Below are 21,846 nucleotides of genomic sequence, written 5' to 3'. Positions count from 1 at the left end.
AAAGCACGTAAATCAAAGTGACTGTGTAAAATTAGTTTATAAACAGAACATCACAATCAAAGGAAACTGATGTATGTCCCCATTTCTAACCGCCTATTTCGACCGCATCGGCTGGGCGCAACCGACACGGGTGGATATCGATACCCTGCGCGCGCTGCAATTACACCACAACTGTGCGATCCCTTTTGAGAATATTGATGTTGTTCTGCCGCGCGAAATCCACCTTGAAGATCAATGCCTGGTGGATAAGCTGGTGACGGCGCGACGCGGGGGATATTGCTTTGAGCAAAACGGTCTTTTTGAGCGCGTCTTGCGTGAAGTCGGGTTTACCGTGCGCAGCGTGCTGGGTCGGGTCGTGCTGGCAAATCCGCCGCAAATGCCGCCGCGCACGCATCGCCTGCTGCTGGTCGAGCTGAACGGCGAGCGCTGGATTGCCGACGTGGGGTTTGGCGGACAGACGCTGACGGCGCCGATTCGTCTGCTTGCCAACGAGGAGCAAGAGACCCCGCACGGGCTGTACCGTCTGCTGAGCGAGGGCAACGACTGGGTGCTGCAGTTCCGCCACCACGAACACTGGCAGTCGATGTACCATTTTGACCTGACGACGCAATATTTCAGCGATTACGTGATGGGAAACTTCTGGTCGGCGCACTGGCCGCAGTCCCATTTCCGTCATCATCTGTTGATGTGTCGCCACCTGCCGGACGGCGGCAAGCTGACGCTGACCAACTTCAACTTCACCCACTGGCAGAACGGGCACGTGGAGGAGCAGATCCATTTACCGGATGCCGTGGCGCTGTATCAGCTGATGCAGGAGCGCTTCGGGCTGGGCGTTGACGATCCGAAGCACGGTTTTTCACTGGCGGAGTTAACGGCGGTGATGGCAGGGTTTGAAACGCATCCGCAGGCGGGGAAATAGCCCGGCGGCGGCATCGCCTTCCCGGGCCTACACTAGCTTGAACGCAGGTCGGGTAAGGCGAAGCCGCCACCCAACAAAATCAACGGCGCGATCTGACCACCTGATACCGCCGGGTAAAGTACTCAAACGGCGCGCTCCACACGTGCACCAGGCGGGTGAACGGGAAGATAAGGAAGATCGTCATTCCCAACACCAGATGAACGCGGAAGATCGGCGCAACGCCGCTCAGCATCTCTGACGAGCCCCCCTTAAACGTCACGATCCCCTGCGCCCAGCCGACCAGCTTCATCATCTCGCTTCCGTCAGGGTACTGGGCGGAGAAAGGAATGGTTGAAAGCCCGAGGATGCACTGGAACAGCAAAATACTCATGATAATGATATCCGGCGTGGTGGACGTGGCGCGCACCCGCTGGTTGAACAGGCGGCGGTAAAGCAGCATTGACCCGCCAATCAGCGTCAGCACGCCGCAAATTCCGCCCGCAATCATGGCTAGCTGCTGCTTAACCGCGACGGGTAAAAACCAGGCGTACATCCAGTGCGGGGTTAACATGCCGAACAGGTGCCCGAAGAAGATCCCCAGGATACCGATATGAAACAGGTTAGAGGCCCAGTTCATACCGCGCTTGCTGAGCATCTGGCTCGACGAGGCGCGCCAGGTGTACTGCCCGTAGTCGTAGCGCAGCCAGCTGCCGAGGAAAAACACGGTGGCGCAGATGTACGGATAAATGTCATAGAAAAACACGTTCAGGTAATGGATCATTTTGGGCCTCCGGCGCTGACGTCCACGTACTGCGGCGCGACGTCCTGGCTAAAGCGTCGTTGATATTGCTGCATCGGCGAGCTGTCGCACGATGTGGCGTTGTCTTCGATAAACTTCACCTGTTCCTCTTCCCACACGGCGTCCAGCGCCTGGTGGGTATCATCCCGTTTTTCACCGGATACCTGTTTCGCCACGCTGTCGCTGGAGAGCCGCGTGCCCGCCAGCGTCAGCAGGGCATCAAACAGCTGATAGTGCGCCACGCCGCGCTGCTTCAGGCGGCCGCCAATCAGCGCCAGGATCGGCGCGACGTTCTGCAATCCTTCGCGCGCCTCTTCATCTGTAACGATGCTGAGGAACTCCAGGTAGAGCGGCAGATAGTCCGGCAATTCGCGGCAGTCGAGCTGTAGCCCGGCTTTCTCATACTGGCCCATCAGGTCAACCATCGCCTGACCGCGATCGCGGGACTCGGCGTGAACGTGCTCGAACAGCAGCAGAGACGTTGCGCGCCCGCGTTCAAACACTTCGCACCATTCGGCCTGCTTATCCAGCAGCGGGGCATTCAGGTGCTGCTGCGCAAACGGCAGCAGCATGGGCGCGTCCTGCTCAACCAGGGAAAGCGCCTCAGCGCGGTTTTCCCACAGCAGCTCATCGGGATACTCAATCAGCAGCGCGATGATTTTAAGGATCTGCATTATTCTCCCTCCCCGTGTTCGCGCACCTCGGTGATGTTGATCGCGTCGATGCGGCTGCTGTTGAAGAGGTTGAATTTGGTGTCGGAGCCGTGGCAGCCGTCGCCAAAGGTGAAACCGCAGCCGTTTTTCTCCGGGAAGGCGTCGCGCGCCATTTCGCGGTGGCTGGTCGGGATCACGAAGCGGTCTTCGTAGTTGGCGATGGCCAGATAGCGGTACATCTCCTCAACCTGCGCTTCGGTCAGGCCGACCTCTTCGATGGCGCGGGTATCGGTTACGCCTTCCACGGTCTGGGAGCGTTTGTAGTGACGCATCGCCATCATGCGCTTCAGGGCGCGCAGCACCGGGCCGGTATCGCCCGCGCTGAGCATGTTTGCCAGGTACTGCACCGGAATACGCAGGCTTTCCACGGCAGGCAGGACGCCGTCGCTCTGCGGCAGGCCGCCGGCATCCGCGTAGGACTGAATCGGCGACAGCGGCGGCACGTACCAGACCATCGGCAGGGTGCGGTATTCCGGGTGCAGGGGCAGGGCGAGCTTCCAGTCCATCGCCATTTTGTAGACCGGCGAACGCTGGGCGGCGTCAATCACGTTCTGCGGAATACCCTGCTTCAGCGCTTCCTCAATCACCGCCGGATCGTTCGGGTTGAGAAACACGTCGCACTGGCGCTCGTACAGATCGGTTTCATGCTCGGTGCTTGCCGCCTCTTCAATGCGGTCCGCGTCGTACAGCAGCACGCCGAGATAGCGGATGCGCCCGACGCAGGTTTCCGAGCAGACGGTCGGCTGGCCGGACTCAATGCGCGGATAGCAGAAGATGCATTTTTCTGACTTGCCGCTCTTCCAGTTGAAGTAGATTTTCTTGTACGGACAGCCGCTGATGCACAGGCGCCAGCCGCGGCATTTGTCCTGGTCGATCAGCACGATGCCGTCCTCTTCGCGCTTGTAAATTGCGCCGCTCGGGCAGGTGGCAACGCAGCTCGGGTTCAGACAGTGCTCGCACAGGCGCGGCAGGTACATCATGAAGGTGTTTTCGAACTGGCCGTACATCTCCTTCTGGATCTTCTGGAAGTTGCGGTCGCGGGCGCGTTTTTCAAACTCGCCGCCCAGCAGCTCCTCCCAGTTGGGGCCCCAGACGATTTTGTCCATCCGCTTGCCGTCAATCAGCGAGCGCGGGCGAGCGGTAGGGAGGTGATCCCCTTCCGGCGCGCGGTGCAGATCCTGATAGTCAAAGGTGAAGGGCTCGTAATAATCGTCAATCTGCGGCAGGACGGGGTTGGCGAAAATTTTCGACAGCACGCCCATTTTGCCGCCGAGGCGCGGCGTCAGCTTGCCGTGTATGCCGCGGATCCAGCCCCCTTGCCACTCCTCCTGATCTTCCCAGTTTTTCGGGTAGCCGATGCCCGGTTTGGTTTCGACGTTGTTAAACCACGCATACTCCATCCCTTCGCGCCCGGTCCAGACGTTCTTGCAGGTGACCGAGCAGGTGTGGCAGCCAATGCATTTATCGAGATTCAGAACCATGCCAACCTGTGAGCGTATCTTCATTTTTTCGCCTCCTGTACCTGATCCCGACCTTCGCCGTCCAGCCAGTTAATGTTTTTCATTTTGCGGATCATGATGAACTCGTCGCGGTTGGAGCCGACGGTGCCGTAATAGTTAAAGCTGTACGCCAGCTGGGCATAGCCGCCGATCATGTGCGTCGGTTTCGGGCAGACGCGCGTCACCGAGTTGTGGATCCCGCCGCGCCGTCCGGTCACTTCTGACCCCGGAATGTTCAGGATGCGCTCCTGGGCGTGGTACATCATGGTCATACCCGGCGGCACGCGCTGGCTGACTACCGCGCGGGCGGTGAGGGCGCCGTTGGCGTTGAAGGCTTCGATCCAGTCGTTGTCCTCAATGCCCAGCTCGCGCGCGTCGGTTTCGCTGATCCAGACGATGGGGCCGCCGCGCGACAAGGTCTGCATCAGCAGGTTTTCGCTGTAGGTGGAGTGAATGCCCCATTTCTGGTGCGGCGTCAGGAAGTTGAGCGCTTTTTCCGGGAAGCCGTTCGGCGGGATCTCGCGCATATGGGTGACGCTGCGGGTGTCAATCGGTGGCCGATAGGCCACCAGACTTTCGCCGAAGGCGCGCATCCAGGGATGATCCTGATACAGCTGCTGGCGGCCGGATAGGGTACGCCACGGGATCAGTTCGTGAACGTTGGTATAGCCCGCGTTATACGACACGTGCTCGCTCTCCAGGCCGGACCAGGTCGGGCTGGAGATGATTTTACGCGGCTGCGCCTGGATATCGCGGAAGCGGATCTTCTCGTCTTCCTTATTCAGCGCCAGGTGGGTGTGATCGCGCCCGGTCAGTTCCCCGAGCGCTTCCCAGGCCTTCACCGCCACCTGGCCGTTGGTTTCCGGCGCGAGGGCGAGGATCACCTCGGAGGCATCAATGGCGGTTTCAATACGCGGTCGGCCTTTCGCCGGGCCGTCGAGCTTGACGTAGTTGAGCTTGCCGAGGAAATCCACCTCGTTCTGGGTGTTCCACGATATGCCTTTTCCGCCGTTGCCGAGCGTGTCCATCAGCGGGCCGAGGGAGGTGAAGCGCTCCCAGGTTTCCGGGTAGTTACGTTCGACCACGGCGATGTTCGGAGCCGTTTTACCGGGGATCAGATCGCATTCCCCTTTGCGCCAGTCCTGAATATCAAACGGCTGCGACAGTTCCGCCGGGGAGTCGTGCTGTAACGGCTGCAACACCACGTCAGTTTCAGTGCCCAGGTGGCCGACGCAGACCTCGGAGAAAACTTTGGCGATGCCTTTGTAGATCTCCCAGTCGCTGCGCGATTCCCACGCCGGGTCGACGGCGGCCGAGAGCGGGTGAATAAACGGGTGCATGTCCGAGGTATTCATATCGTCTTTTTCATACCAGGTGGCGGTCGGCAGAACGATATCCGAGAACAGGCAGGTGCTGGACATACGGAAGTCGAGCGTTACCAGCAGGTCCAGCTTGCCCTCGATGGCGGCGGTTTGCCACTCCACTTCCTCAGGCTTCACGTCGTCCGTTGAGCCTAAATCCTCGCCCTGAATGCCGCTCTCGGTGCCGAGCAGGTATTTCAGCATGTACTCGTGGCCTTTCCCGGACGAGCCGAGCAGGTTAGAGCGCCAGACGAACAGGTTGCGCGGATGGTTCTTACCGTTGTCCGGCTGCTCGCAGGCGAAGCGGATATCGCCCGATTTTAACGCCTGAACGGTGTACTCCTGCGGCGTCATGCCTGCCGCGTCTGCGCGGGCTTTTATGTGCAGCGGGTTGAGGCTGAGCTGCGGCGCCGACGGCAGCCAGCCCATGCGCTCGGCGCGGACGTTGAAGTCGATCAAGTGTCCGGTGAATTTCGACGTATCTGCCAGCGGGGAGAGCAGTTCCTGCGCGGTCAGCTTCTCATAGCGCCACTGGCTGGCGTGGTTGTAGAAGAAGGAGGTGCTGTTCATCTGGCGCGGCGGGCGGTTCCAGTCCAGCGCGAAGGCCAGCGGCAGCCAGCCGGTTTGCGGGCGCAGCTTCTCCTGGCCCACATAGTGGGACCAGCCGCCGCCGCTCTGCCCGACGCAGCCGCAGAAGACCAGCATGTTGATCATCCCGCGGTAGTTCATGTCCATGTGGTACCAGTGGTTCACCCCGGCACCGAGGATGATCATTGAGCGACCGTGCGTTTTGTGCGCCGTGTCGGCAAACTCGCGGGCGATTTTTTCAATCAGCCAGGCGGGCACGCCGGTGATCTGCTCGCCCCAGGCGGGGGTATAAGCTTTGATCTGGTCATAGCCTTCTGCGGCGTTACTGTCTTCCAGGCCGCGATCGAGACCGTAGTTAGCCAGCACCAGATCGTAAACGCTGACCACGCGTTTCTCGCTGCCGTCGGCGAGCGTCAGGGTTTTGCTCGGCACGCGGCGGGTCAGCACCGGCTCCTGCTTCACGCTGCGGAAGTGCGGGTTTTCGTTGCCGCCAAAGTAGGGGAAGGCAACGTCCGCAACGCTATCGTGGGTAATGAGCAGCGAAAGCGTCAGTTCGGTTTCCTGGCCTGCGGCAAGTGATTCCAGGTTCCATTTGCCTTTTTCTCCCCAGCGGAAACCGATAGATCCGTTTGGCACCACCAGATCCCCGGCAATATTGAAGGCGACGGTCTTCCACTCTGGGTTATTAGTTTCCCCCAGCCCGTCGACAAGGTCCGAGGCGCGCAGCATCCGGCCCGGCACCACGCGACCGTCTGACTGCTCATCCAGCAGGACCAGCATCGGCATGTCGGTATAGCGGCGGCAGTAGTTAAGGAAGTAATCGCTCGGGTTATCGAGGTGGAACTCTTTGAGGATCACGTGGCCCATCGCCATGGCGAGGGCGCTGTCGGTGCCCTGTTTGGGGGCCAGCCACTGGTCGCTGAGCTTGGCGACCTCCGAGAAGTCCGGCGTAATGGCGACGGTCTTGGTGCCTTTGTAGCGCACCTCGGTAAAGAAGTGGGCGTCCGGAGTACGCGTTTGCGGCACGTTCGAGCCCCAGGCAATGATATAGCTGGAGTTGTACCAGTCGGCGGACTCCGGCACGTCGGTCTGCTCGCCCCAGGTCATCGGCGACGCCGGCGGCAGGTCACAGTACCAGTCGTAGAAGCTCAGGCAGGTGCCGCCCAGCAGGGAGAGATAGCGCGTGCCGGCGGCGTAGGAGACCATCGACATCGCCGGAATAGGCGAGAAACCGGCCACGCGATCCGGGCCGTAGTGTTTGATGGTCCAGACGTTGGCGGCGGCAATCAGCTGGTTTAGCTCTTTCCAGTTCGAGCGGATAAACCCGCCTTTACCGCGCGCCTTCCTGTAGCTCTGCGCCTTTTGCGGATCGTTTTGAATGGCATCCCAGGCGAGCACCGGATCGGTATGCTGCGCCAGCGCCTCGCGCCAGAGTTCAATCAGCCGGCGGCGCACCAGCGGGTATTTGAGACGGTTGGCGCTGTAGAGATACCACGAGTAGCTTGCGCCACGCGGGCAGCCGCGCGGCTCGTGGTTGGGAAGGTCAGGGCGGGTGCGGGGGTAATCGGTCTGCTGGGTTTCCCAGGTCACCAGGCCGTTTTTGACGTAAATCTTCCAGCTGCAGGAGCCGGTACAGTTCACGCCGTGGGTAGAACGCACAATCTTGTCGAACTGCCAGCGCTGACGGTAGCTGTCCTCCCAGTCGCGGTTGGTGTGATACACCTGCCCGTGCCCATCGGCGAAACTGTCACCTTTTGTTTTGAAGTAACGGAAACGGTCCAGCAGTTTGCTCATGACATTTCTCCTGCTTCGATAGCATGGCCGGAGAGTGCTGCATCACGCTCCGGCGAAGATGTAGTTTTTATTTTTGTGAGGATTTGCGGCCGTACACCAGCCAGGTGACAAGCACGCAGACGATGTAAAACGCGAGGAAGACCTTCATGGCACCGACCGGTGACCCGGTCATCGCCAGCGAGGTGCCAAAGGCTTTGGGAATAAAGAACCCGCCAACGGCGCCGATGGCGGAGATAAAGCCCAGCGCGGCGGCGGTCTCCGTCACCGCTTCGTGCTGCGCCTGTTCGTCCGTGCCGCCCTGCTTTTTGACGCGGTCGAGGGTGATTTGGCGGAAGATAATCGCGATCATCTGGAAGGTCGAACCGCTGCCCAGCCCGGCGGTAAGGAACAGGCCCATAAACACCAGATAGAAGGCGACAAAGCTGCCGGAGCCAGAGCCGGGCAGGGTCAGGAAGATCAGGGCGCTAAAGAGGGCCATAAAGACGAAGTTAATCAGCGTGACCCGCACGCCGCCCAGTTTGTCAGAGATCATCCCGCCCGCTGAACGCGCCAGCGCGCCGATAAGTGGGCCAAAGAAGGCGAGGTGCAGGATGTTCACGTCCGGGAACTGGGTTTTTGACAGCATGGCAAAGCCCGCCGAGAAGCCGATAAAGGAGCCGAAGGTCGCCAGATAGAGCAGGCTCAGGAGCCAGAGGTGAAAGCGCTTCAGCACCGGCAGCTGGCTGGCGATGGAGGCTTTTGAACTGGCAATATCGTTCATGCCAAAAAACGCCGCAAGGGTTGCCAGCAGCAGCAGCGGCGCCCAGATCCAGGCCGCATTGGCCAGCCACATCGTCGAGCCGTCCTCCTGCGGCACGCCGTGCACGCCGAGGAAGGTAAACATCGGCAGAAATATCACCAGTGGCGCAACCAGCTGCATCACGCTGACGCCCAGGTTGCCCAGCCCGCCGTTGATGCCCAGCGCGCTGCCCTGTCTGGCTTTCGGGAAGAAGAAGCTGATGTTACCCATGCTGGATGCGAAGTTGGCTCCGGCAAAACCGCAGAGCAGCGCGATGATGATAAAAACCCAGTACGGGGTGGCCGTATTTTGAACGGCAATCCCCAGCCAGACGCAGGGAATAATCAGGATAACGGTACTCAATACCGTCCAGTAACGTCCGCCAAATATTGGCACCATAAACGAGTAGGGGACGCGTAATATCGCGCCGGAGAGCGAAGGTAATGCCGTTAGCATAAAAAGCTCATCGGTGGAGAAATTAAATCCGACTTTATTGAGGTTGACCGCAACGGCGCTAAATAGCATCCACACGCAAAACGCAAGGAGCAGACAAGCCACAGAAATCCATAGGTTTCTTCGTGCGATATGTTTTCCTTTATTCTCCCAAAATTGCGCGTTTTCAGGTTTCCAGTTACTCAATAGATGCTGATTACTCTTTTCACTTTGTTGCGACATATCGCCCTCTTGCTTACCTTGACGGAGAGAAAAATGAAGTAAAAACAAAAAGATGGGTGGTTATGTATTATTGGGTTTTTAGGATGTTTTGGGATACATCTGAAAGGATAGATAAAAAAGCGAACCCCCGAGATTAGAATGGAAATAAGGGTTCGCTTAATGTGTTACTAATTGTAACTAGTGCAAAAATTAATACTCCAGAAGGAGTATTAAAACAATTCCAGCGTGATAAGTTTGTCGAGATGCTTATTAAACGCCGCCTCGTCCATTTCTGGCATATTTAATACGGCGATCCCATCCAGGCCACAAACCAGCCCTATTAAACGCCAGGCGATATTTTCCGCCCGATCGCTAAGCGTGAACGCGCAGGCAGCCGCCCCGGCACGGATAATCGCCACGGTCTCCTGATGCCACATCTCCATGGTCAGGACATAAGCCGCTTTGATCTCGGGATCCCGGCTGGCGAGAATTTGGGCTTCCCGCCAGAGGCGAATGTAAGGTTCAAGGCCACCGTCGTCACTGCCGAGCATGCTGTGCAGCCGTTCCCGCCAGCTGGCGTTTTCGCCCACCACGTCGGCATCCAGCAGCTCGCGGATCACGCGCACAAACGCCAGCGATTTTAACTCGCCGCCGGAGGCAAAGTGGTGGTGGACCTGTCCGGTCGCGACGCCCGCTTCTGCGGCAATGCGCCGTACCGTCATAGCGGCCAGCCCCTCGCTCATGGCCACACGCATCGCGGCCTGGAGGATTGCTTCCCGTCTCTCTTCCTTGTTCAAATACCGCATTTTTTTTCTACCCTCAATAGGACCGAAACGAGTGTAACAAAAAGCTGGACATGCGTTCAACTTTACGTAGGATCGCATCCTGGACATGTGTCCATGTTTGAAATAAAAAGGAAATTTATGTTTCGTCAGTGGTTAGCGTTAGTGATTATCGTGCTGGTGTATATCCCGGTGGCGATTGACGCGACGGTGCTGCACGTGGCGGCACCGACATTGAGCATGACGCTGGGCGCCAGCGGCAATGAATTGCTGTGGATCATCGATATTTACTCGCTGGTGATGGCGGGAATGGTGCTGCCGATGGGCGCCCTGGGTGACCGCATCGGTTTTAAACGGCTATTGATGATCGGCAGCACGCTGTTTGGCCTGTCGTCGCTGGCGGCCGCGTTTGCCCCCTCAGCAGGGTGGCTGATAGCGGCGCGCGCCTCGCTGGCGATCGGTGCGGCAATGATCATCCCGGCTACGCTTGCGGGGATCCGCACGCTCTTTACCGACGCGAAAGATCGCGACATCGCGCTCGGCGTCTGGGCGGCGGTGGGTTCAGGCGGGGCGGCGTTTGGTCCGCTGATTGGCGGTATGCTGCTTGAGCACTTCTACTGGGGCTCGGTATTTTTGATCAACGTGCCGATCGTGCTTATCGTCGTTACCCTTGCCGCGCGCTTTGTCCCGCAGCAGGAAGGGCGCCCTGAGCAGCCGTTAAATATCAGCCATGCGATCATGCTGATTGTGGCCATTCTACTGCTGGTCTACAGCGCCAAAACCGCGTTAAAAGGCGTTCTGTCGCCGTGGCTTGTGGCGTGTACCTTGCTCACGGGGGCCGTGATGCTGTTTATTTTCGTGCGTATCCAGCTGCGCGCCCGGGTGCCGATGATCGACATGCGCCTGTTCTGTCACCGCATCATTTTAAGCGGCGTGGTAATGGCGATGACGGCGATGATCGCGCTGGTGGGCTTTGAACTGCTGATGGCGCAAGAGCTGCAGTTTGTCCACGGCTTTACGCCCTTCGAGGCGGGCATGTTCATGCTCCCGGTGATGGTGGCTAGCGGATTCAGCGGGCCGATCGCCGGTGTGCTGGTGGGCCGTCTGGGGCTGCGCATTGTCGCTGCGGGTGGTATGGGCCTCAGTGCGGTCAGCTTTATCGGTCTGTCGATGCTTGATTTCAGCACGCAGCAGTGGCAGGCGTGGGGCCTGATGGTGCTGCTGGGCTTTAGCGCCGCCAGCGCGCTTCTGGCCTCGACCTCGGCCATTATGGCGGCCGCGCCGAAAGAGAAAGCAGCCGCCGCAGGGGCCATTGAAACCATGTCCTATGAACTGGGCGCCGGGCTGGGGATCGCCATCTTTGGTCTGCTGTTGACCCGCAGCTTCTCCGCGTCAATTAATCTGCCGCAGGGGCTCAGTGCATCGCTCGTCGACCAGGCTTCGTCATCCATAGGTGAGGCAATGAAGGTAGCGCAGGATCTGACGCCAACGCTGGCGGAGCCGGTGATTGAGGCGGCGAAAAGCGCGTTTATCACCTCGCACAGCGTGGCGCTGGGCAGCGCAGGAGGAATGCTGTTGCTGCTGGCCGTCGGGATCTGGTTTAGCCTGGCGAAGGTGCCGAAGCCGTAAAATGTGCCAGGTTGAGCTTACCGGGCCTGCGGGAGCGTTTTTGCAGGCCCGGTAAGGCGGCTTATGTGTCCTGCGCGGCGGCAAGCACGCTGTGCAGCAGCACGTTTGCCCCTTTCTCTGCCCACTCCGGCAGGATCTTCTCGGCTTCGTTGTGGCTGATACCCTTCACGCAGGGAATGAAGATCATGCTGGCAGGCGCGACTTTGCTGACGTAGCAGGCGTCGTGTCCCGCGCCAGAGACCATGGATTTCGACGAATAGCCTAGTTCCGCTACTGCTTTCTCCGTGCGGGCCAGGCATACGGCATCAAACGCAATCGGCGCGTAGTCAAAAATCCGTTCCACATCAGCCGTTACGCCCCGCGCGCTCAGGCTTTGCGCCGCCAGATGCAGCGCTGTCTCCATCGCTTCCAGCGCCTCCCGGGCAGGATGTCTGAACTCCACGCTGCACACCACGCGAGACGGCACCACGTTGCGCGAGTTTGGCGTAACCTGCGCCATACCGATCGTCGCGCGTCCGTCCGGTGCATGCCGATAGCCAATCTCTTCCACCTTCAGCGCCAGATCGGCAAATGCGGTTAACGCATCGCGGCGGCTGTGCATCGGCGTGGTGCCTGCATGGGCGGCGAATCCATCCAGCGTGAGGGTAAACCAGCGCTGGCCCATAGCCGCACGGACTAACCCGATATCGACGGCTTCATCTTCCAGGATCGGGCCCTGTTCGATGTGCAGTTCGTAGCAGGCGTGAACCGGAAACGCGCGGGCAGGGGGTTCACCCCGGTAGCCGATGTTGTCCAGCGCTTCCCCCACGGTGATGCCTTCGTTATCCGCGCGGGAATGCGCGTACGCTTCGCTAAATTGTCCCGTCCAGACCCCTGAAGCGAGCATGGCCGGCGCAAAGCGCGCGCCTTCTTCGTTAGTCCAGTTCACCAGCACAACGTCACGTTCAGTATCAACGTGACGATCGTTTAGGGTACGCAGCAGTTCCAGCCCGGCCAGCACGCCGTACACCCCGTCGTAGTTACCGCCCAGCGGCTGGGTATCCACATGTGAACCTGTCATGACCGGAGCAAGCTGCGGGTTTTTCCCGGCGCGGCGGATAAACATAGTGCCCATGCTGTCGATGTCGCAGGTGAAACCCGCGTCCAGCGCCCAGTCGCGCAGCAGGTTACGCGCAATGCGATCTTCCTCGCTCAGTGCCAGACGGGTCACGCCACCGGCGGGCGTGCCGCCGATCTGCGCCATCATCTCAAGCGTTGACCACAGCCGTTCGGCGTTAATGCGGATCATGTCTTGTCCTTACTGCTGCGGTAGCGGAAATCACAGCACGAACCGCCCTGCATGATGGTGGTCGTGCGGGTCAGCTTTACGTCCGGCGCATAGCCAACGATGAATTTTTCATCGCGCGCGCAGGAGAGCAGATGACCAATCTCTCCCAGCCCCATTTCGTGATACATCTCCGCGTAGCGGCAGCGAGTCACGTTGTAGTTGTACTGCTGGTCGTCGGCGTCGATCACCTTCACGTCAAGCGCGTTATCTTTTTCCCACAGATACTGCAGAGCGATGAAACTCTTGACGTCCGCGCCGTTGGGTTCTTTGCTGGCAAACGCTTTGCCTGCGTCAATCGCGGCCTGCTCGATAGCCTCGCCAATGACCGCCTGGGCGCGAGCTTTTCCTATCTCGCGCACCAGGATTTCATAAATTGGCTTAATAATTTCTGCTTCAATTTTGCGGCGGGCGAGAATGCCCAGCTCGTTATTATCACTCATCACATTGCCCTCACTGCGTTACTTCGCTTTTGCCCCACCCAGCACGGTCTGCGGCTGCCATTTGCCATCGACAACTTTGTAAACGGTGAAAGACGGCGATTTCAGGTTGCCTTCTTTATCAAACGCGATCTGTCCGGTGACGCCGGCGTAGCTGATGGCGCGCAGGGCGGGCAGATAGTCGGACGGCTCAACGGAGTCTGCTTTTTCCATCGCCGCAACCAGCACGCGGGTGGCGTCATAGGCGAACGGGGCGTGCAGTTCGATATGGGTGTGGTAGCGTGACTGGTACGCCTGTTCGAACGCTTTACCGCCCGGCATCTGCTCAACCGGCAGGCCTGGTTCGAGGGCGACCACGCCTTCGCCTTCTTTCTGCGCCAGTTGCAGGAACGTCTGGCTGACAAATCCGCCTGCGCCCATCAGGGTGGCGTTCATGCCCAGTTGTTTGATACGACGCGCCAGCGGTGCGGCCTGGCTGTCGACGCCGCCGAAGAAGATCAGATCGGCGTTTTTACTCCGGATAGCGGTCAGCACGGCGCTGAAGTCCACCGTTTTGTCATCCACGTACTGACGATCGACAACCTTCACGCCCTGCGCTTCAAGCGATTTAATAAACTGGTCCGCCAGACCCTGACCAAATGCGGTACGGTCGTCGATCACCGCAATGCGTTTGGCTTTCAGCGCGTTGACCGCGTACTGGCCGGCTAGCTGACCGCCGTCGTCGTCGTGGCCCATCACGCGAAAGCTGGTGTCAAAACCCTGTTTGGTATAGGCGTGACCGGTCGCGACCGGTGCCACCTGGGCGATGCCCGCATCGTGATAAATGCGGGCCGCAGGAATGCTGGTGCCGGTGTTCCAGTGGCCGACCACGCCTGCCACGCCGCTGTCCACAAGGCGCTGCGCGACGGCTACGGCAGTGCGCGGGTCTGACTGATCGTCTTCGGATTGCAGTTTGAAGGTTACCGCTTTGCCGCCGATGGTCGGGTGCTGCTTGTTGATGTCATCGATAGCCAGCTGCGCGCCGTTTTCCAGATCTTTACCGATACGGGCAGACGGGCCGGTGAGCGGGCCTGCCAGACCGATAACTACGGTTTCCCCTTCGGCGGCCCAGGCACCGGTAGAGGCAAAACTACCGAGCAGAATAGCGGCGCTGAGCGCACTGATTTTTACTGTTTTCATTGTATTTCCCTGATGTTGGCTGGTGTTGTTAAACAGGCATTTCGCCCAAATAAATCTGTGCAATCTGGTCGTCATTGAGCAGCGCTTTCGATTCGCCATGATGAACAATGCTGCCGCTGTCCATCACCCACGCGCTGTCGGTGACTTCCAGCGCGAGACGGGCGTTTTGTTCGATGAGAAGCAGGGCAACGCCGCGCTCGCGCAGGTCGGCGATGATGGAAAAAATGTTTTCTACCATCTTCGGCGCAAGGCCCATCGAGGGTTCGTCGAGGATCAACAGCCGCGGGTGACTGAGCAGGGCACGGTTAAGGGCCAGCAGCTGTTGCTCACCGCCGGACAGCAGGCCGGCAAGCTGATGCTGGCGTTCGCCCAGACGCGGGAAGCGCTCGAAAATCTCGTTCATCTCGCGCTTAACGGTGACGGTGTCACGCCTGAGCCAGGCGCCCATCTGCAGATTTTCCAGTACCGTCATGCGGGAGAAGATCCCGCGTCCCTCCGGGACCATGACCAGCCCGTCGCGGAGCAGGGCTTCGGGGCTGTGTTTACGTACCGCTTTACCGCTGAATTCAATGCTGCCGCTAAAGCTTTCCAGCCCGGTAACGGCGCGCACGGTGGAGCTTTTCCCCGCGCCGTTAGCGCCGATCAGCGTAGCCTGTTCGCCCTCGTGAAGGGTAAAGGAGACATCGCGTACGGCCTGAATGCCGCCGTAATGCACGTCCAGACGTTCTACCTTCAGTAATTCAGACATGGCCGTTGCCTCCAAGCCAGGCGGCGATCACCGCCGGGTCGCGACGCACGCTTTCCGGCGTGCCGGTGGCGAGCGTTTTGCCGTAATCGAGCACCGTCAGACGGTCGCAGATGCCCATCACCAGCTTGACGTCATGCTCAATCATCAGCAGGGTTTTACCGTCATCCCGAATACGGGTAAGTAGTTCGCCAAGCGCCACTTTTTCCGCCGCGTTCATCCCGGCGGCGGGTTCGTCCAGCGCCAGCAGCAGCGGTTCCGTTGCCAGCGCGCGGGCAATTTCGAGACGGCGCTGGTGACCATAGGCCAGATCGCGGGCGCGGTAGTGGGCGAACTTCGCAATACCGGTGTACTCCAGCCAGTGCCAGGCCAGCTCCCGGGTCTGCCTCTCTTCCTCGCGTGCACGCCTGTGGCGGCTCAGCGTGGCCCACAGACCGTTACGGGTGCGCACGTGGCGGCCCACCATCACGTTTTCCAGCACCGACATGTCGCTAAAGAGGCGCACGTTCTGAAAGGTGCGCGCAATCCCGGCGGCGGTAACTTTCTCAATGTGCTTCGGGAAATAGGGCTTATCGGCAATAGAAAACTCACCGCTGTCCGCCGGATAAAGCCCGGTGATCAGGTTAAAGCAGGTGGTTTTTCCCGCCCCGTTAGGGCCGATGAGTCCGTAGATCTCACCCTTATTTACGCAGAGCGAAACGTCGTCCACGGCGGTAAGGCCGCCGAAGCGTTTTGACATATTACGCACGGTTAACAGACTCATGTATTCACCTCTTTGTGGCGTACTGGCCAGATCCCAGAGGGGCGCACCAGCATGACCAGTACCAGCGCCAGGCCGTAGAAAAGCTGACGCAACACTTCCGGATCAATCAGTACCGTGCCGAACAGCGCCTGCTGTACCGGGGCTGCCTGGCTGCGCAGCATTTCCGGCAGGGCGGTAAGCAGTACCGCGCCGAGGATCACGCCGGGAATGTGACCCATACCGCCCAGCACCACCATCGCCAGCACGGCAATGGATTCCTGTAACGTGAAGGATTCCGGGGAGACAAAGCCCTGAAACGCGCCGAACAGGGCGCCCGCCACGCCACCAAAAGAGGCGCCCATTGCAAAGGCCAGCAGCTTGTAGTTACGTACGTTGATGCCCATCGCGCGGGCCACATCCTCGTCTTCACGGATGGCGTGCCAGGCGCGGCCAATACGCGAGTGCTGCAGGCGCAGGCAGACAACAATAATCGCCACAATGACCAGCATCAGCAGGTAGTACCACAGCCACAGGGCAGGCACTTTGAAACCAAACCAGTGGTATACGCCGCTGAACTTCAGGCCGAACAGATTCAGCGTATCCACCCCGGTAATGCCCTTTGCACCATTGGTGATGTTCACCGGACGGTCGAGGTTACGCATCAGGATGCGGATAATTTCCCCAAATCCGAGGGTCACTATCGCCAGGTAGTCGCCACGCAGCTTCAGCGTGGGAGCACCCAGTAAAATGCCGCAGACTGCGGCAACAAGCGCAGCCAGCGGAATAATCAGCAGATATGATGTGTGCAGCCCGTCCGGGAACCAGACGCCGAGGAGAGGAAATACCTCCAGCAAATGTGGCGAGGCCATCAGCGCAGCGAGGTAAGCCCCGACCGCGTAAAAGGCGATAAACCCCATATCCAGCAGGCCGGTATAGCCCACCACAATATTGAGCCCCAGCGCCAGCATGATGTAGAGCAGGGCGAAGTCGATAACGCGCACCCAGTAGTTGCCGCCAAGCTGCGTGGCTACCATGGGGGCAACCAGCAGCGCGAGGCAGAACAGGCTCATGCCTGACCAGAATTTGCGCGTCGTTGCCGGGGTCTGGAGTTGAAGTGTTGTCATGGTATTCCTTACGCTCTGTGCGCCACGCGCTCGCCCAGCAGGCCAGCCGGACGGAAGACCAGCACCAGGATCAGCACCATAAAGGCAAAGACGTCCTGATAGTTGCTGCCAAATACGCCATCGGTCAGTTCGCCCAGGTAACCTGCGCCCAGCGCTTCGATAATGCCGAGCAGGATGCCGCCAACCATTGCGCCACGAATGTTGCCAATGCCCCCCAGTACGGCGGCGGTAAAGGCTTTAATCCCGGGCAAAAAGCCCATTGAGAAGCTGGCGTTGCCGTAGTTGCTCGCCATCATCACGCCTGCCAGCGCGGCAAATACGCCACCAATGGCAAACGTCAGGGTAATAATGGCGTTTGGGTTAACCCCCATCAGCGTGGCCACGCGTGGGTTTTCCGCAACGGCGCGCATGCCGCGCCCCAGGCGGGTGTATTCCACCAGCAGCCACAGCCCAGTCATTACCGCCAGCGCCAGGACAACGGTGACGATACCGGTGACGGTGATGATGGCGGGAGGATGCGCTTCGCTGCCGGATGTGACGGCGATAGGGTCCATCGGCAGGATCTGCGGGAACATCAGCGGGTTGCGCGTCCAGATAATCATCGCCAGGGTTTGCAGCAGGACGGAGACGCCGATACCCGAGATCAGCGGCGCCAGGCGCGGGGCGTTGCGCAGCCGGCGGTAGGCAAAGCGCTCAACGGCCATGGCCAGCAGGGCGCAGACGGCCATCGCAATCACAAGGGCAACACCAAGCTGCAACAGCAGCGGCATGTGCGGAAAGGTGGCGTTCAGGGCGTTAATGGCGGAAAGCGTGGTGAGCGCCCCGACCATCAGAATATCGCCGTGAGCGAAGTTAATAATGCGCAAGATGCCATACACCATGGTATAGCCCAGCGCGATCAGCGCGTAAATGCTTCCCAGCATCACGCCGTTGATCAGTTGTTGTATGAGTGTATCCAACGTTTGTACCCGCAAAGAGCTTCTTCTGCGGCTACCATCCGATAAATGAATTAAATTGTAAAATACACATATATTATTTCTTATGATAAACCGATATTGCTTTATCTTGATGATTTATATAAAGATAGTGTAAGCCTGTTTTTGGCGGATAAGCCTAAAGAAATCAATATATGAATAAAACAGAACAATTAGCGGATGCGTCTGCTTATGCAGACAGTCGCCTGGCAAACGATCCACCGCTTCGGGCCGTACGTGCCTTTGAGGCCATTGCCCGGCTGGGCAGCGTCACGCTGGCCGCGCAGGAACTTGAGATCTCACCGTCGGCTGTCAGCCATCAGCTCAAGGTGCTCGAAGGCTATCTGCAAATGCCACTGACGGAGCGTCAGGGGCGAAGGCTGGTGCTGAGCCAGCACGGACGTGAATACTACCGCTCGATCCGTGCGGCGTTTAACGTGCTGCGCCAGGCAACGGAACATCTGGCTGAGCAGGCGCAAACGCGTCAGGTCACCATCAGCCTGATCCCGCTCTTTGGCATGGGGTGGTTTATCCCGCGTCTGCCTGCTTTTATGCGCGCGAATCCGCAGACCGAGATCAACGTAGTGTATGCCAACCATCGTAACTATCTGAGCGATGCGTCGGATATGTCGATTCGTTTTGGTAACGGTCAGTGGGCGGGCTATCAAAGTGAAAAGCTAATTTCCGGACAGATGGTGCCGGTGTGCAGCCGCACGTTTTTGCGTATTCATGGCCATATCGACACGCCTGAGCAGCTGCTGCAAATGCCGCTGCTGCATGATGAAGAGCGCACCACGTGGGCGCAGTGGTTTCTGTTGCAGGGGGTAAAACGTCCTCTCCGGCGCAGCGGCCCTCTGTTTGAAGACGGGCTGTTGACGCTGGCAGGTGTGCAGGCCGGGCTGGGCTGCGCGTTAATGCGCGAGCCGCTGATCGCACCTTACCTGGAGAGCGGTGAGCTGGTGAAGATATTTGACCTACCCATCGATGACGGGCGCGACTATCACCTCTGCGTACGTACAGATTCAGAGATGACCGAGGACGGTAAGCTGCTGCAAAACTGGCTTCGCAGGGCTGCGGGCGGGGAGTCGTCTGCGGGGTAAAGAGAAGAAAAAAGCCAGCTTATTCAGCTGGCTTTTGTACAAACAAGGTTTAGAACTGGTAGGTCAGACCCAGCGCAACGATGTTGTCGGTACCGATACCTGCCTGGCGAGTGAACTGGTTATCGTCCAGCAGGTTGATTTTGTAATCCACGTAGGTGGACATGTTTTTGTTAAAATAGTAGGTCGTGCCAACATCGATGTATTTAACCAGATCCTGGTCGCCGAAGTTCTCGATGTCTTTACCTTTAGACTGCAGGTAAGCAATGGATGGACGCAGGCCAAAGTCGAACTGGTACTGAGCCACAACTTCGAAGTTTTGCGCCTTGTTTGCGAAACCGTAAATGTCGCTGCGGTTGCCGTTAGAGGTACCGAAGCGGGTCGCGTTGTAGGTCTGAGAGTACTGCGCGGCAAGGTAGATATTGTTCGCGTCGTACTTCACGCCGCCGCTGTACACTTCAGCGCGGTCGCCTTCACCGTATACGCCAGCCGCATTCTGGTCAGCGGTACGTTTGGAGGAGGACATTGCCCCCCCAACGCTGAAGCCTTCACCCAGATCGTAAGTCAGGGATGCGCCGTAGCCGTCGCCGTTCTGGTTCAGCAGGCTGCGGCCGTTGGTGTTTTCACCGCTTACGCTGCCGTTTTTACCCTGGTACTGCAGGGCAAAGTTCAGGCCGTCAACCAGACCGAAGAAGTCCTGGTTACGGTAAGTTGCTACGCCGTTTGCACGAGACTGCAGGAAGTTGTCTGCGCCGTAGGTGTCTCCGCCGAATTCTGGCAGAACGTCGGTCCAGGAGGTCACGTCGTAAACCACGCCGTAGTTACGACCGTAATCGAATGAACCGGCTTCAGCGAACTTCAGACCTGCGAAGGCCACACGGGTCCAGGACTGGTTGTCGCCTTCGTCTTTGTTACCCTGAATCTGGTATTCCCACTGGCCGTAACCGGACAGCTGGTCGTTAACCTGGGTTTCACCCTTGAAGCCGATACGCATGTAGGTTTTATCACCGTCTGCGCCAGCGTCATCAGAGAAATAGTGCAGACCTGTCACTTTACCGTACAGATCCAGCTTGTTACCGTCTTTGTTATAAATTTCAGCTGCGTTTACAACGCCTGCTGCCAACATGGAAGTGACTGCCACTGCAACTAATTTAAGTTTCATCTTAAATATTCCTTATAATTTTTTTTCAGTATTTCCTGAACCATTGCGAGCAATTTCTATACGAGGCTGTTCGACAACGGCGTGCTATTTTTAAAAATCTTGTCGCTGCCTTTCAATAATAAGTTTCAAAATATGAGTAATAATTTCATTTAGTGTGATCGAGATCGGGTTAATGACGCCATGATAATTTGAGGTGGCGAATATTTAATCGGCGTGGATTTATTTTTAAACGGTTCCGGAGGCGTGGACTATTGCATTTCTTACTATTAAGGACGGTAATATTCGCAGGGAAGTAGTTACGCGCAGGTGTCAGGTTATGTCAATTTAAGATGTGTGGAATTTACGAAAGGAAGATAATATAAACAGAACCTAAACGATCTCACTAATGTTCAGATTAATATTTTCTGGTGCGATCACATATTAAATTTATGTTAATTTTCTGCCGGGTTTAATCACACCCGGCAGAAATCCGGACGCTATTTCCGGGTGGCGTACCAGCAGAGCAATGACCCGGCGCAGACCATCAGCGCGCCCTGCCAGAACGAGAAAGAGAGGGGAGAGCTCAGCAGCACGGCAGCAAGCGCGGCAGAGAGAACGGGAGTAAAATAGGACACGGCAGCCAGCACCGTAACGTTACCGTGCAGAATGCCAATATTCCATGCGGCATAGCCAAACCCAAGCGCGATACCGCACATAACGAGCTTCACGATAACCGGAAAACTGAACACCATTTCCGGCTGATCGCTCAGAGAATATTTCACCCACAGGCTGAGCGCAGTTAACAAAACAAAGAGGGTAATACCGTTTTGGCCTCTGGCAAATTTAGCGGTTACCGTGCAGTAAGCGGCCCAGATAAATGCCCCCGCAAAGGCCAGTGTATAGCTGAGCGGGTTCGAGACGATATTGCGGATTATTTCATCAATATGTAGCCCTTGCTCACCGCCTAATACCCAACACACGCCGAGCAGCGCGATAGCTAACCCGGGAATGACCCACAGCGTTGATTTCTGTCCGTTGAATAAAATAGCAAAGACGATCGTCAGGCTCGGCCAGAGATAATTTACCATACCGACTTCAATGGCCTGCGCTCGCGTGGCGGCATAGCCTAACGACAGCGCCAGGCAAATTTCGTAACTGACAAACAGTACGCTGCCTGCAATAAGATACCCGGGAGAAAAACGTTTAATATCAGGAAATCCTACCGTCACCAGGCAAAGCAATCCGCTGAGGGTATATATCATCGCCGCGCCGCCGACCGGCCCAAGCCCTTCACTCACGCTGCGAATCAGGCCCACCATGGTGCTCCACAACAGTATTGCCGCCAGTCCCGTGAGCGTTGCTCTCTTTCTGTCCATTACGTCTTCATCGCTAAAAAAACAAAGGAAAAATGTATCGCATTAATCCTGACCCTGTCGCGAATTATTCTCTCAGGCGTTTAACCCTAAAGGATTATTCAAACGCGGCAGCGGTGACTATTAAGGGGGCGAAGTCAGGCGACCTTGATTTGACGCAAAAAAAACAGGGACTTTGCTGTTAGTTTGCGGCGCGAAGTCTTATCAGATAA

At 58.0% G+C, this 21,846-nt stretch carries 18 protein-coding genes; 3 read left to right on the top strand and 15 right to left on the bottom strand.

What is annotated here, in order from left to right; genetic code table 11:
- Positions 1 to 73: 73 nt before the first annotated feature.
- Positions 74 to 919 carry an N-hydroxyarylamine O-acetyltransferase gene (gene nhoA / locus AC4ICF_RS12225; RefSeq protein WP_316379214.1) on the top strand — a complete coding sequence of 282 codons (846 nt, stop codon included), beginning with the start codon at positions 74 to 76 and terminating at the stop codon, positions 917 to 919.
- Between the two features lie 79 nt (positions 920 to 998).
- Here nhoA and narI read toward each other — a convergent pair whose 3' ends face one another.
- From narI to AC4ICF_RS12195, 6 genes are all read right to left on the bottom strand, one after another.
- Positions 999 to 1,679: a respiratory nitrate reductase subunit gamma gene (gene narI, locus AC4ICF_RS12220; RefSeq protein WP_233003347.1), complete on the bottom strand. Its 681-nt coding sequence runs from the start codon at positions 1,677 to 1,679 to the stop codon at positions 999 to 1,001.
- A complete protein-coding gene (narW, locus tag AC4ICF_RS12215) occupies positions 1,676 to 2,371 on the bottom strand; it encodes a nitrate reductase molybdenum cofactor assembly chaperone (RefSeq protein ID WP_316379213.1) in 696 nt (231 codons plus the stop codon). The genes narI and narW overlap by 4 nt, the downstream gene beginning before the upstream one ends.
- Positions 2,371 to 3,915, bottom strand: coding sequence for a nitrate reductase subunit beta (narH, locus tag AC4ICF_RS12210; RefSeq protein WP_008501747.1), 1,545 nt, complete (start codon positions 3,913 to 3,915; stop codon positions 2,371 to 2,373). The genes narW and narH overlap by 1 nt, the downstream gene beginning before the upstream one ends.
- A complete protein-coding gene (locus tag AC4ICF_RS12205) occupies positions 3,912 to 7,652 on the bottom strand; it encodes a nitrate reductase subunit alpha (protein WP_316379212.1) in 3,741 nt (1,246 codons plus the stop codon). The genes narH and AC4ICF_RS12205 overlap by 4 nt, the downstream gene beginning before the upstream one ends.
- 67 nt (positions 7,653 to 7,719) lie before the next feature.
- Complete coding sequence (locus tag AC4ICF_RS12200) at positions 7,720 to 9,105, bottom strand: NarK family nitrate/nitrite MFS transporter (protein WP_316379211.1); 1,386 nt, start codon at positions 9,103 to 9,105, stop codon at positions 7,720 to 7,722.
- A 209-nt stretch (positions 9,106 to 9,314) separates the two neighbouring features.
- Positions 9,315 to 9,890 (bottom strand): TetR family transcriptional regulator, encoded by a 576-nt coding sequence (locus AC4ICF_RS12195; RefSeq protein WP_316379210.1) that lies wholly within the window; start codon positions 9,888 to 9,890, stop codon positions 9,315 to 9,317.
- 117 nt (positions 9,891 to 10,007) lie between these two features.
- Here AC4ICF_RS12195 and AC4ICF_RS12190 point away from each other — a divergent pair, with 117 nt between their 5' ends.
- Entirely contained in the window at positions 10,008 to 11,495 is a 1,488-nt protein-coding gene (locus AC4ICF_RS12190) for an MFS transporter (protein WP_316379208.1), read from the top strand.
- Between the two features lie 61 nt (positions 11,496 to 11,556).
- On the opposite strand, the gene AC4ICF_RS12185 is transcribed toward AC4ICF_RS12190, so the two are convergent.
- From AC4ICF_RS12185 to AC4ICF_RS12155, 7 genes are read right to left on the bottom strand one after another with little or no spacing between them, the layout of a single operon-like run.
- Positions 11,557 to 12,783 carry a Zn-dependent hydrolase gene (locus tag AC4ICF_RS12185; RefSeq protein WP_316379207.1) on the bottom strand — a complete coding sequence of 409 codons (1,227 nt, stop codon included), beginning with the start codon at positions 12,781 to 12,783 and terminating at the stop codon, positions 11,557 to 11,559.
- Positions 12,780 to 13,262, bottom strand: a complete 483-nt coding sequence (locus tag AC4ICF_RS12180) for an L-2-amino-thiazoline-4-carboxylic acid hydrolase (RefSeq protein ID WP_116339718.1) — start codon at positions 13,260 to 13,262, stop codon at positions 12,780 to 12,782. The genes AC4ICF_RS12185 and AC4ICF_RS12180 overlap by 4 nt, the downstream gene beginning before the upstream one ends.
- Before the next feature lie 18 nt (positions 13,263 to 13,280).
- Positions 13,281 to 14,438 carry a branched-chain amino acid ABC transporter substrate-binding protein gene (locus AC4ICF_RS12175; RefSeq protein WP_316379206.1) on the bottom strand — a complete coding sequence of 386 codons (1,158 nt, stop codon included), beginning with the start codon at positions 14,436 to 14,438 and terminating at the stop codon, positions 13,281 to 13,283.
- A gap of 28 nt (positions 14,439 to 14,466) precedes the next feature.
- Positions 14,467 to 15,186, bottom strand: coding sequence for an ABC transporter ATP-binding protein (locus AC4ICF_RS12170; RefSeq protein ID WP_316379205.1), 720 nt, complete (start codon positions 15,184 to 15,186; stop codon positions 14,467 to 14,469).
- Positions 15,179 to 15,946 (bottom strand): ABC transporter ATP-binding protein, encoded by a 768-nt coding sequence (locus AC4ICF_RS12165; RefSeq protein ID WP_316379204.1) that lies wholly within the window; start codon positions 15,944 to 15,946, stop codon positions 15,179 to 15,181. The genes AC4ICF_RS12170 and AC4ICF_RS12165 overlap by 8 nt, the downstream gene beginning before the upstream one ends.
- Positions 15,943 to 17,049, bottom strand: a complete 1,107-nt coding sequence (locus AC4ICF_RS12160; protein WP_316379202.1) for a branched-chain amino acid ABC transporter permease — start codon at positions 17,047 to 17,049, stop codon at positions 15,943 to 15,945. The genes AC4ICF_RS12165 and AC4ICF_RS12160 overlap by 4 nt, the downstream gene beginning before the upstream one ends.
- A gap of 8 nt (positions 17,050 to 17,057) precedes the next feature.
- Positions 17,058 to 18,008: a branched-chain amino acid ABC transporter permease gene (locus AC4ICF_RS12155; protein ID WP_233003341.1), complete on the bottom strand. Its 951-nt coding sequence runs from the start codon at positions 18,006 to 18,008 to the stop codon at positions 17,058 to 17,060.
- 170 nt (positions 18,009 to 18,178) lie between these two features.
- Between AC4ICF_RS12155 and AC4ICF_RS12150 the strand changes: the two genes are divergently transcribed.
- Positions 18,179 to 19,123: a LysR substrate-binding domain-containing protein gene (locus AC4ICF_RS12150; protein WP_116339731.1), complete on the top strand. Its 945-nt coding sequence runs from the start codon at positions 18,179 to 18,181 to the stop codon at positions 19,121 to 19,123.
- 49 nt (positions 19,124 to 19,172) lie between these two features.
- Here the strand turns inward: AC4ICF_RS12150 and AC4ICF_RS12145 are convergent, their stop codons facing one another.
- Together AC4ICF_RS12145 and yddG are read right to left on the bottom strand one after the other, a co-directional pair.
- Positions 19,173 to 20,282 (bottom strand): porin OmpC, encoded by a 1,110-nt coding sequence (locus tag AC4ICF_RS12145; protein WP_320720544.1) that lies wholly within the window; start codon positions 20,280 to 20,282, stop codon positions 19,173 to 19,175.
- Positions 20,283 to 20,758: 476 nt separating this feature from the next.
- Positions 20,759 to 21,637, bottom strand: a complete 879-nt coding sequence (gene yddG, locus AC4ICF_RS12140) for an aromatic amino acid DMT transporter YddG (RefSeq protein WP_316379200.1) — start codon at positions 21,635 to 21,637, stop codon at positions 20,759 to 20,761.
- Positions 21,638 to 21,846: the final 209 nt, after the last annotated feature.

It is taken from the genome of Enterobacter sp. ECC_219_Taxon_10 (genome assembly GCF_058354905.1).
Note: the sequence above shows the minus strand (reverse complement) of the source record. Positions and strands in the feature narration are given on the sequence as shown.

What these genes read in the sequence shown, in the direction of transcription:
- AC4ICF_RS12180 (WP_116339718.1), bottom strand. Translation starts at nt 13,262, where the DNA reads ATGAGTGATAATAACGAGCTGGGCATTCTCGCCCGCCGCAAAATTGAA.
- narI (WP_233003347.1), bottom strand. Translation starts at nt 1,679, where the DNA reads ATGATCCATTACCTGAACGTGTTTTTCTATGACATTTATCCGTACATC.
- AC4ICF_RS12150 (WP_116339731.1), top strand. Translation starts at nt 18,179, where the DNA reads ATGAATAAAACAGAACAATTAGCGGATGCGTCTGCTTATGCAGACAGT.
- AC4ICF_RS12190 (WP_316379208.1), top strand. Translation starts at nt 10,008, where the DNA reads ATGTTTCGTCAGTGGTTAGCGTTAGTGATTATCGTGCTGGTGTATATC.
- AC4ICF_RS12160 (WP_316379202.1), bottom strand. Translation starts at nt 17,049, where the DNA reads ATGACAACACTTCAACTCCAGACCCCGGCAACGACGCGCAAATTCTGG.
- narH (WP_008501747.1), bottom strand. Translation starts at nt 3,915, where the DNA reads ATGAAGATACGCTCACAGGTTGGCATGGTTCTGAATCTCGATAAATGC.
- AC4ICF_RS12175 (WP_316379206.1), bottom strand. Translation starts at nt 14,438, where the DNA reads ATGAAAACAGTAAAAATCAGTGCGCTCAGCGCCGCTATTCTGCTCGGT.
- yddG (WP_316379200.1), bottom strand. Translation starts at nt 21,637, where the DNA reads ATGGACAGAAAGAGAGCAACGCTCACGGGACTGGCGGCAATACTGTTG.
- AC4ICF_RS12195 (WP_316379210.1), bottom strand. Translation starts at nt 9,890, where the DNA reads ATGCGGTATTTGAACAAGGAAGAGAGACGGGAAGCAATCCTCCAGGCC.
- AC4ICF_RS12205 (WP_316379212.1), bottom strand. Translation starts at nt 7,652, where the DNA reads ATGAGCAAACTGCTGGACCGTTTCCGTTACTTCAAAACAAAAGGTGAC.
- AC4ICF_RS12145 (WP_320720544.1), bottom strand. Translation starts at nt 20,282, where the DNA reads ATGAAACTTAAATTAGTTGCAGTGGCAGTCACTTCCATGTTGGCAGCA.
- AC4ICF_RS12165 (WP_316379204.1), bottom strand. Translation starts at nt 15,946, where the DNA reads ATGAGTCTGTTAACCGTGCGTAATATGTCAAAACGCTTCGGCGGCCTT.
- narW (WP_316379213.1), bottom strand. Translation starts at nt 2,371, where the DNA reads ATGCAGATCCTTAAAATCATCGCGCTGCTGATTGAGTATCCCGATGAG.
- AC4ICF_RS12185 (WP_316379207.1), bottom strand. Translation starts at nt 12,783, where the DNA reads ATGATCCGCATTAACGCCGAACGGCTGTGGTCAACGCTTGAGATGATG.
- AC4ICF_RS12200 (WP_316379211.1), bottom strand. Translation starts at nt 9,105, where the DNA reads ATGTCGCAACAAAGTGAAAAGAGTAATCAGCATCTATTGAGTAACTGG.
- nhoA (WP_316379214.1), top strand. Translation starts at nt 74, where the DNA reads ATGTCCCCATTTCTAACCGCCTATTTCGACCGCATCGGCTGGGCGCAA.
- AC4ICF_RS12170 (WP_316379205.1), bottom strand. Translation starts at nt 15,186, where the DNA reads ATGTCTGAATTACTGAAGGTAGAACGTCTGGACGTGCATTACGGCGGC.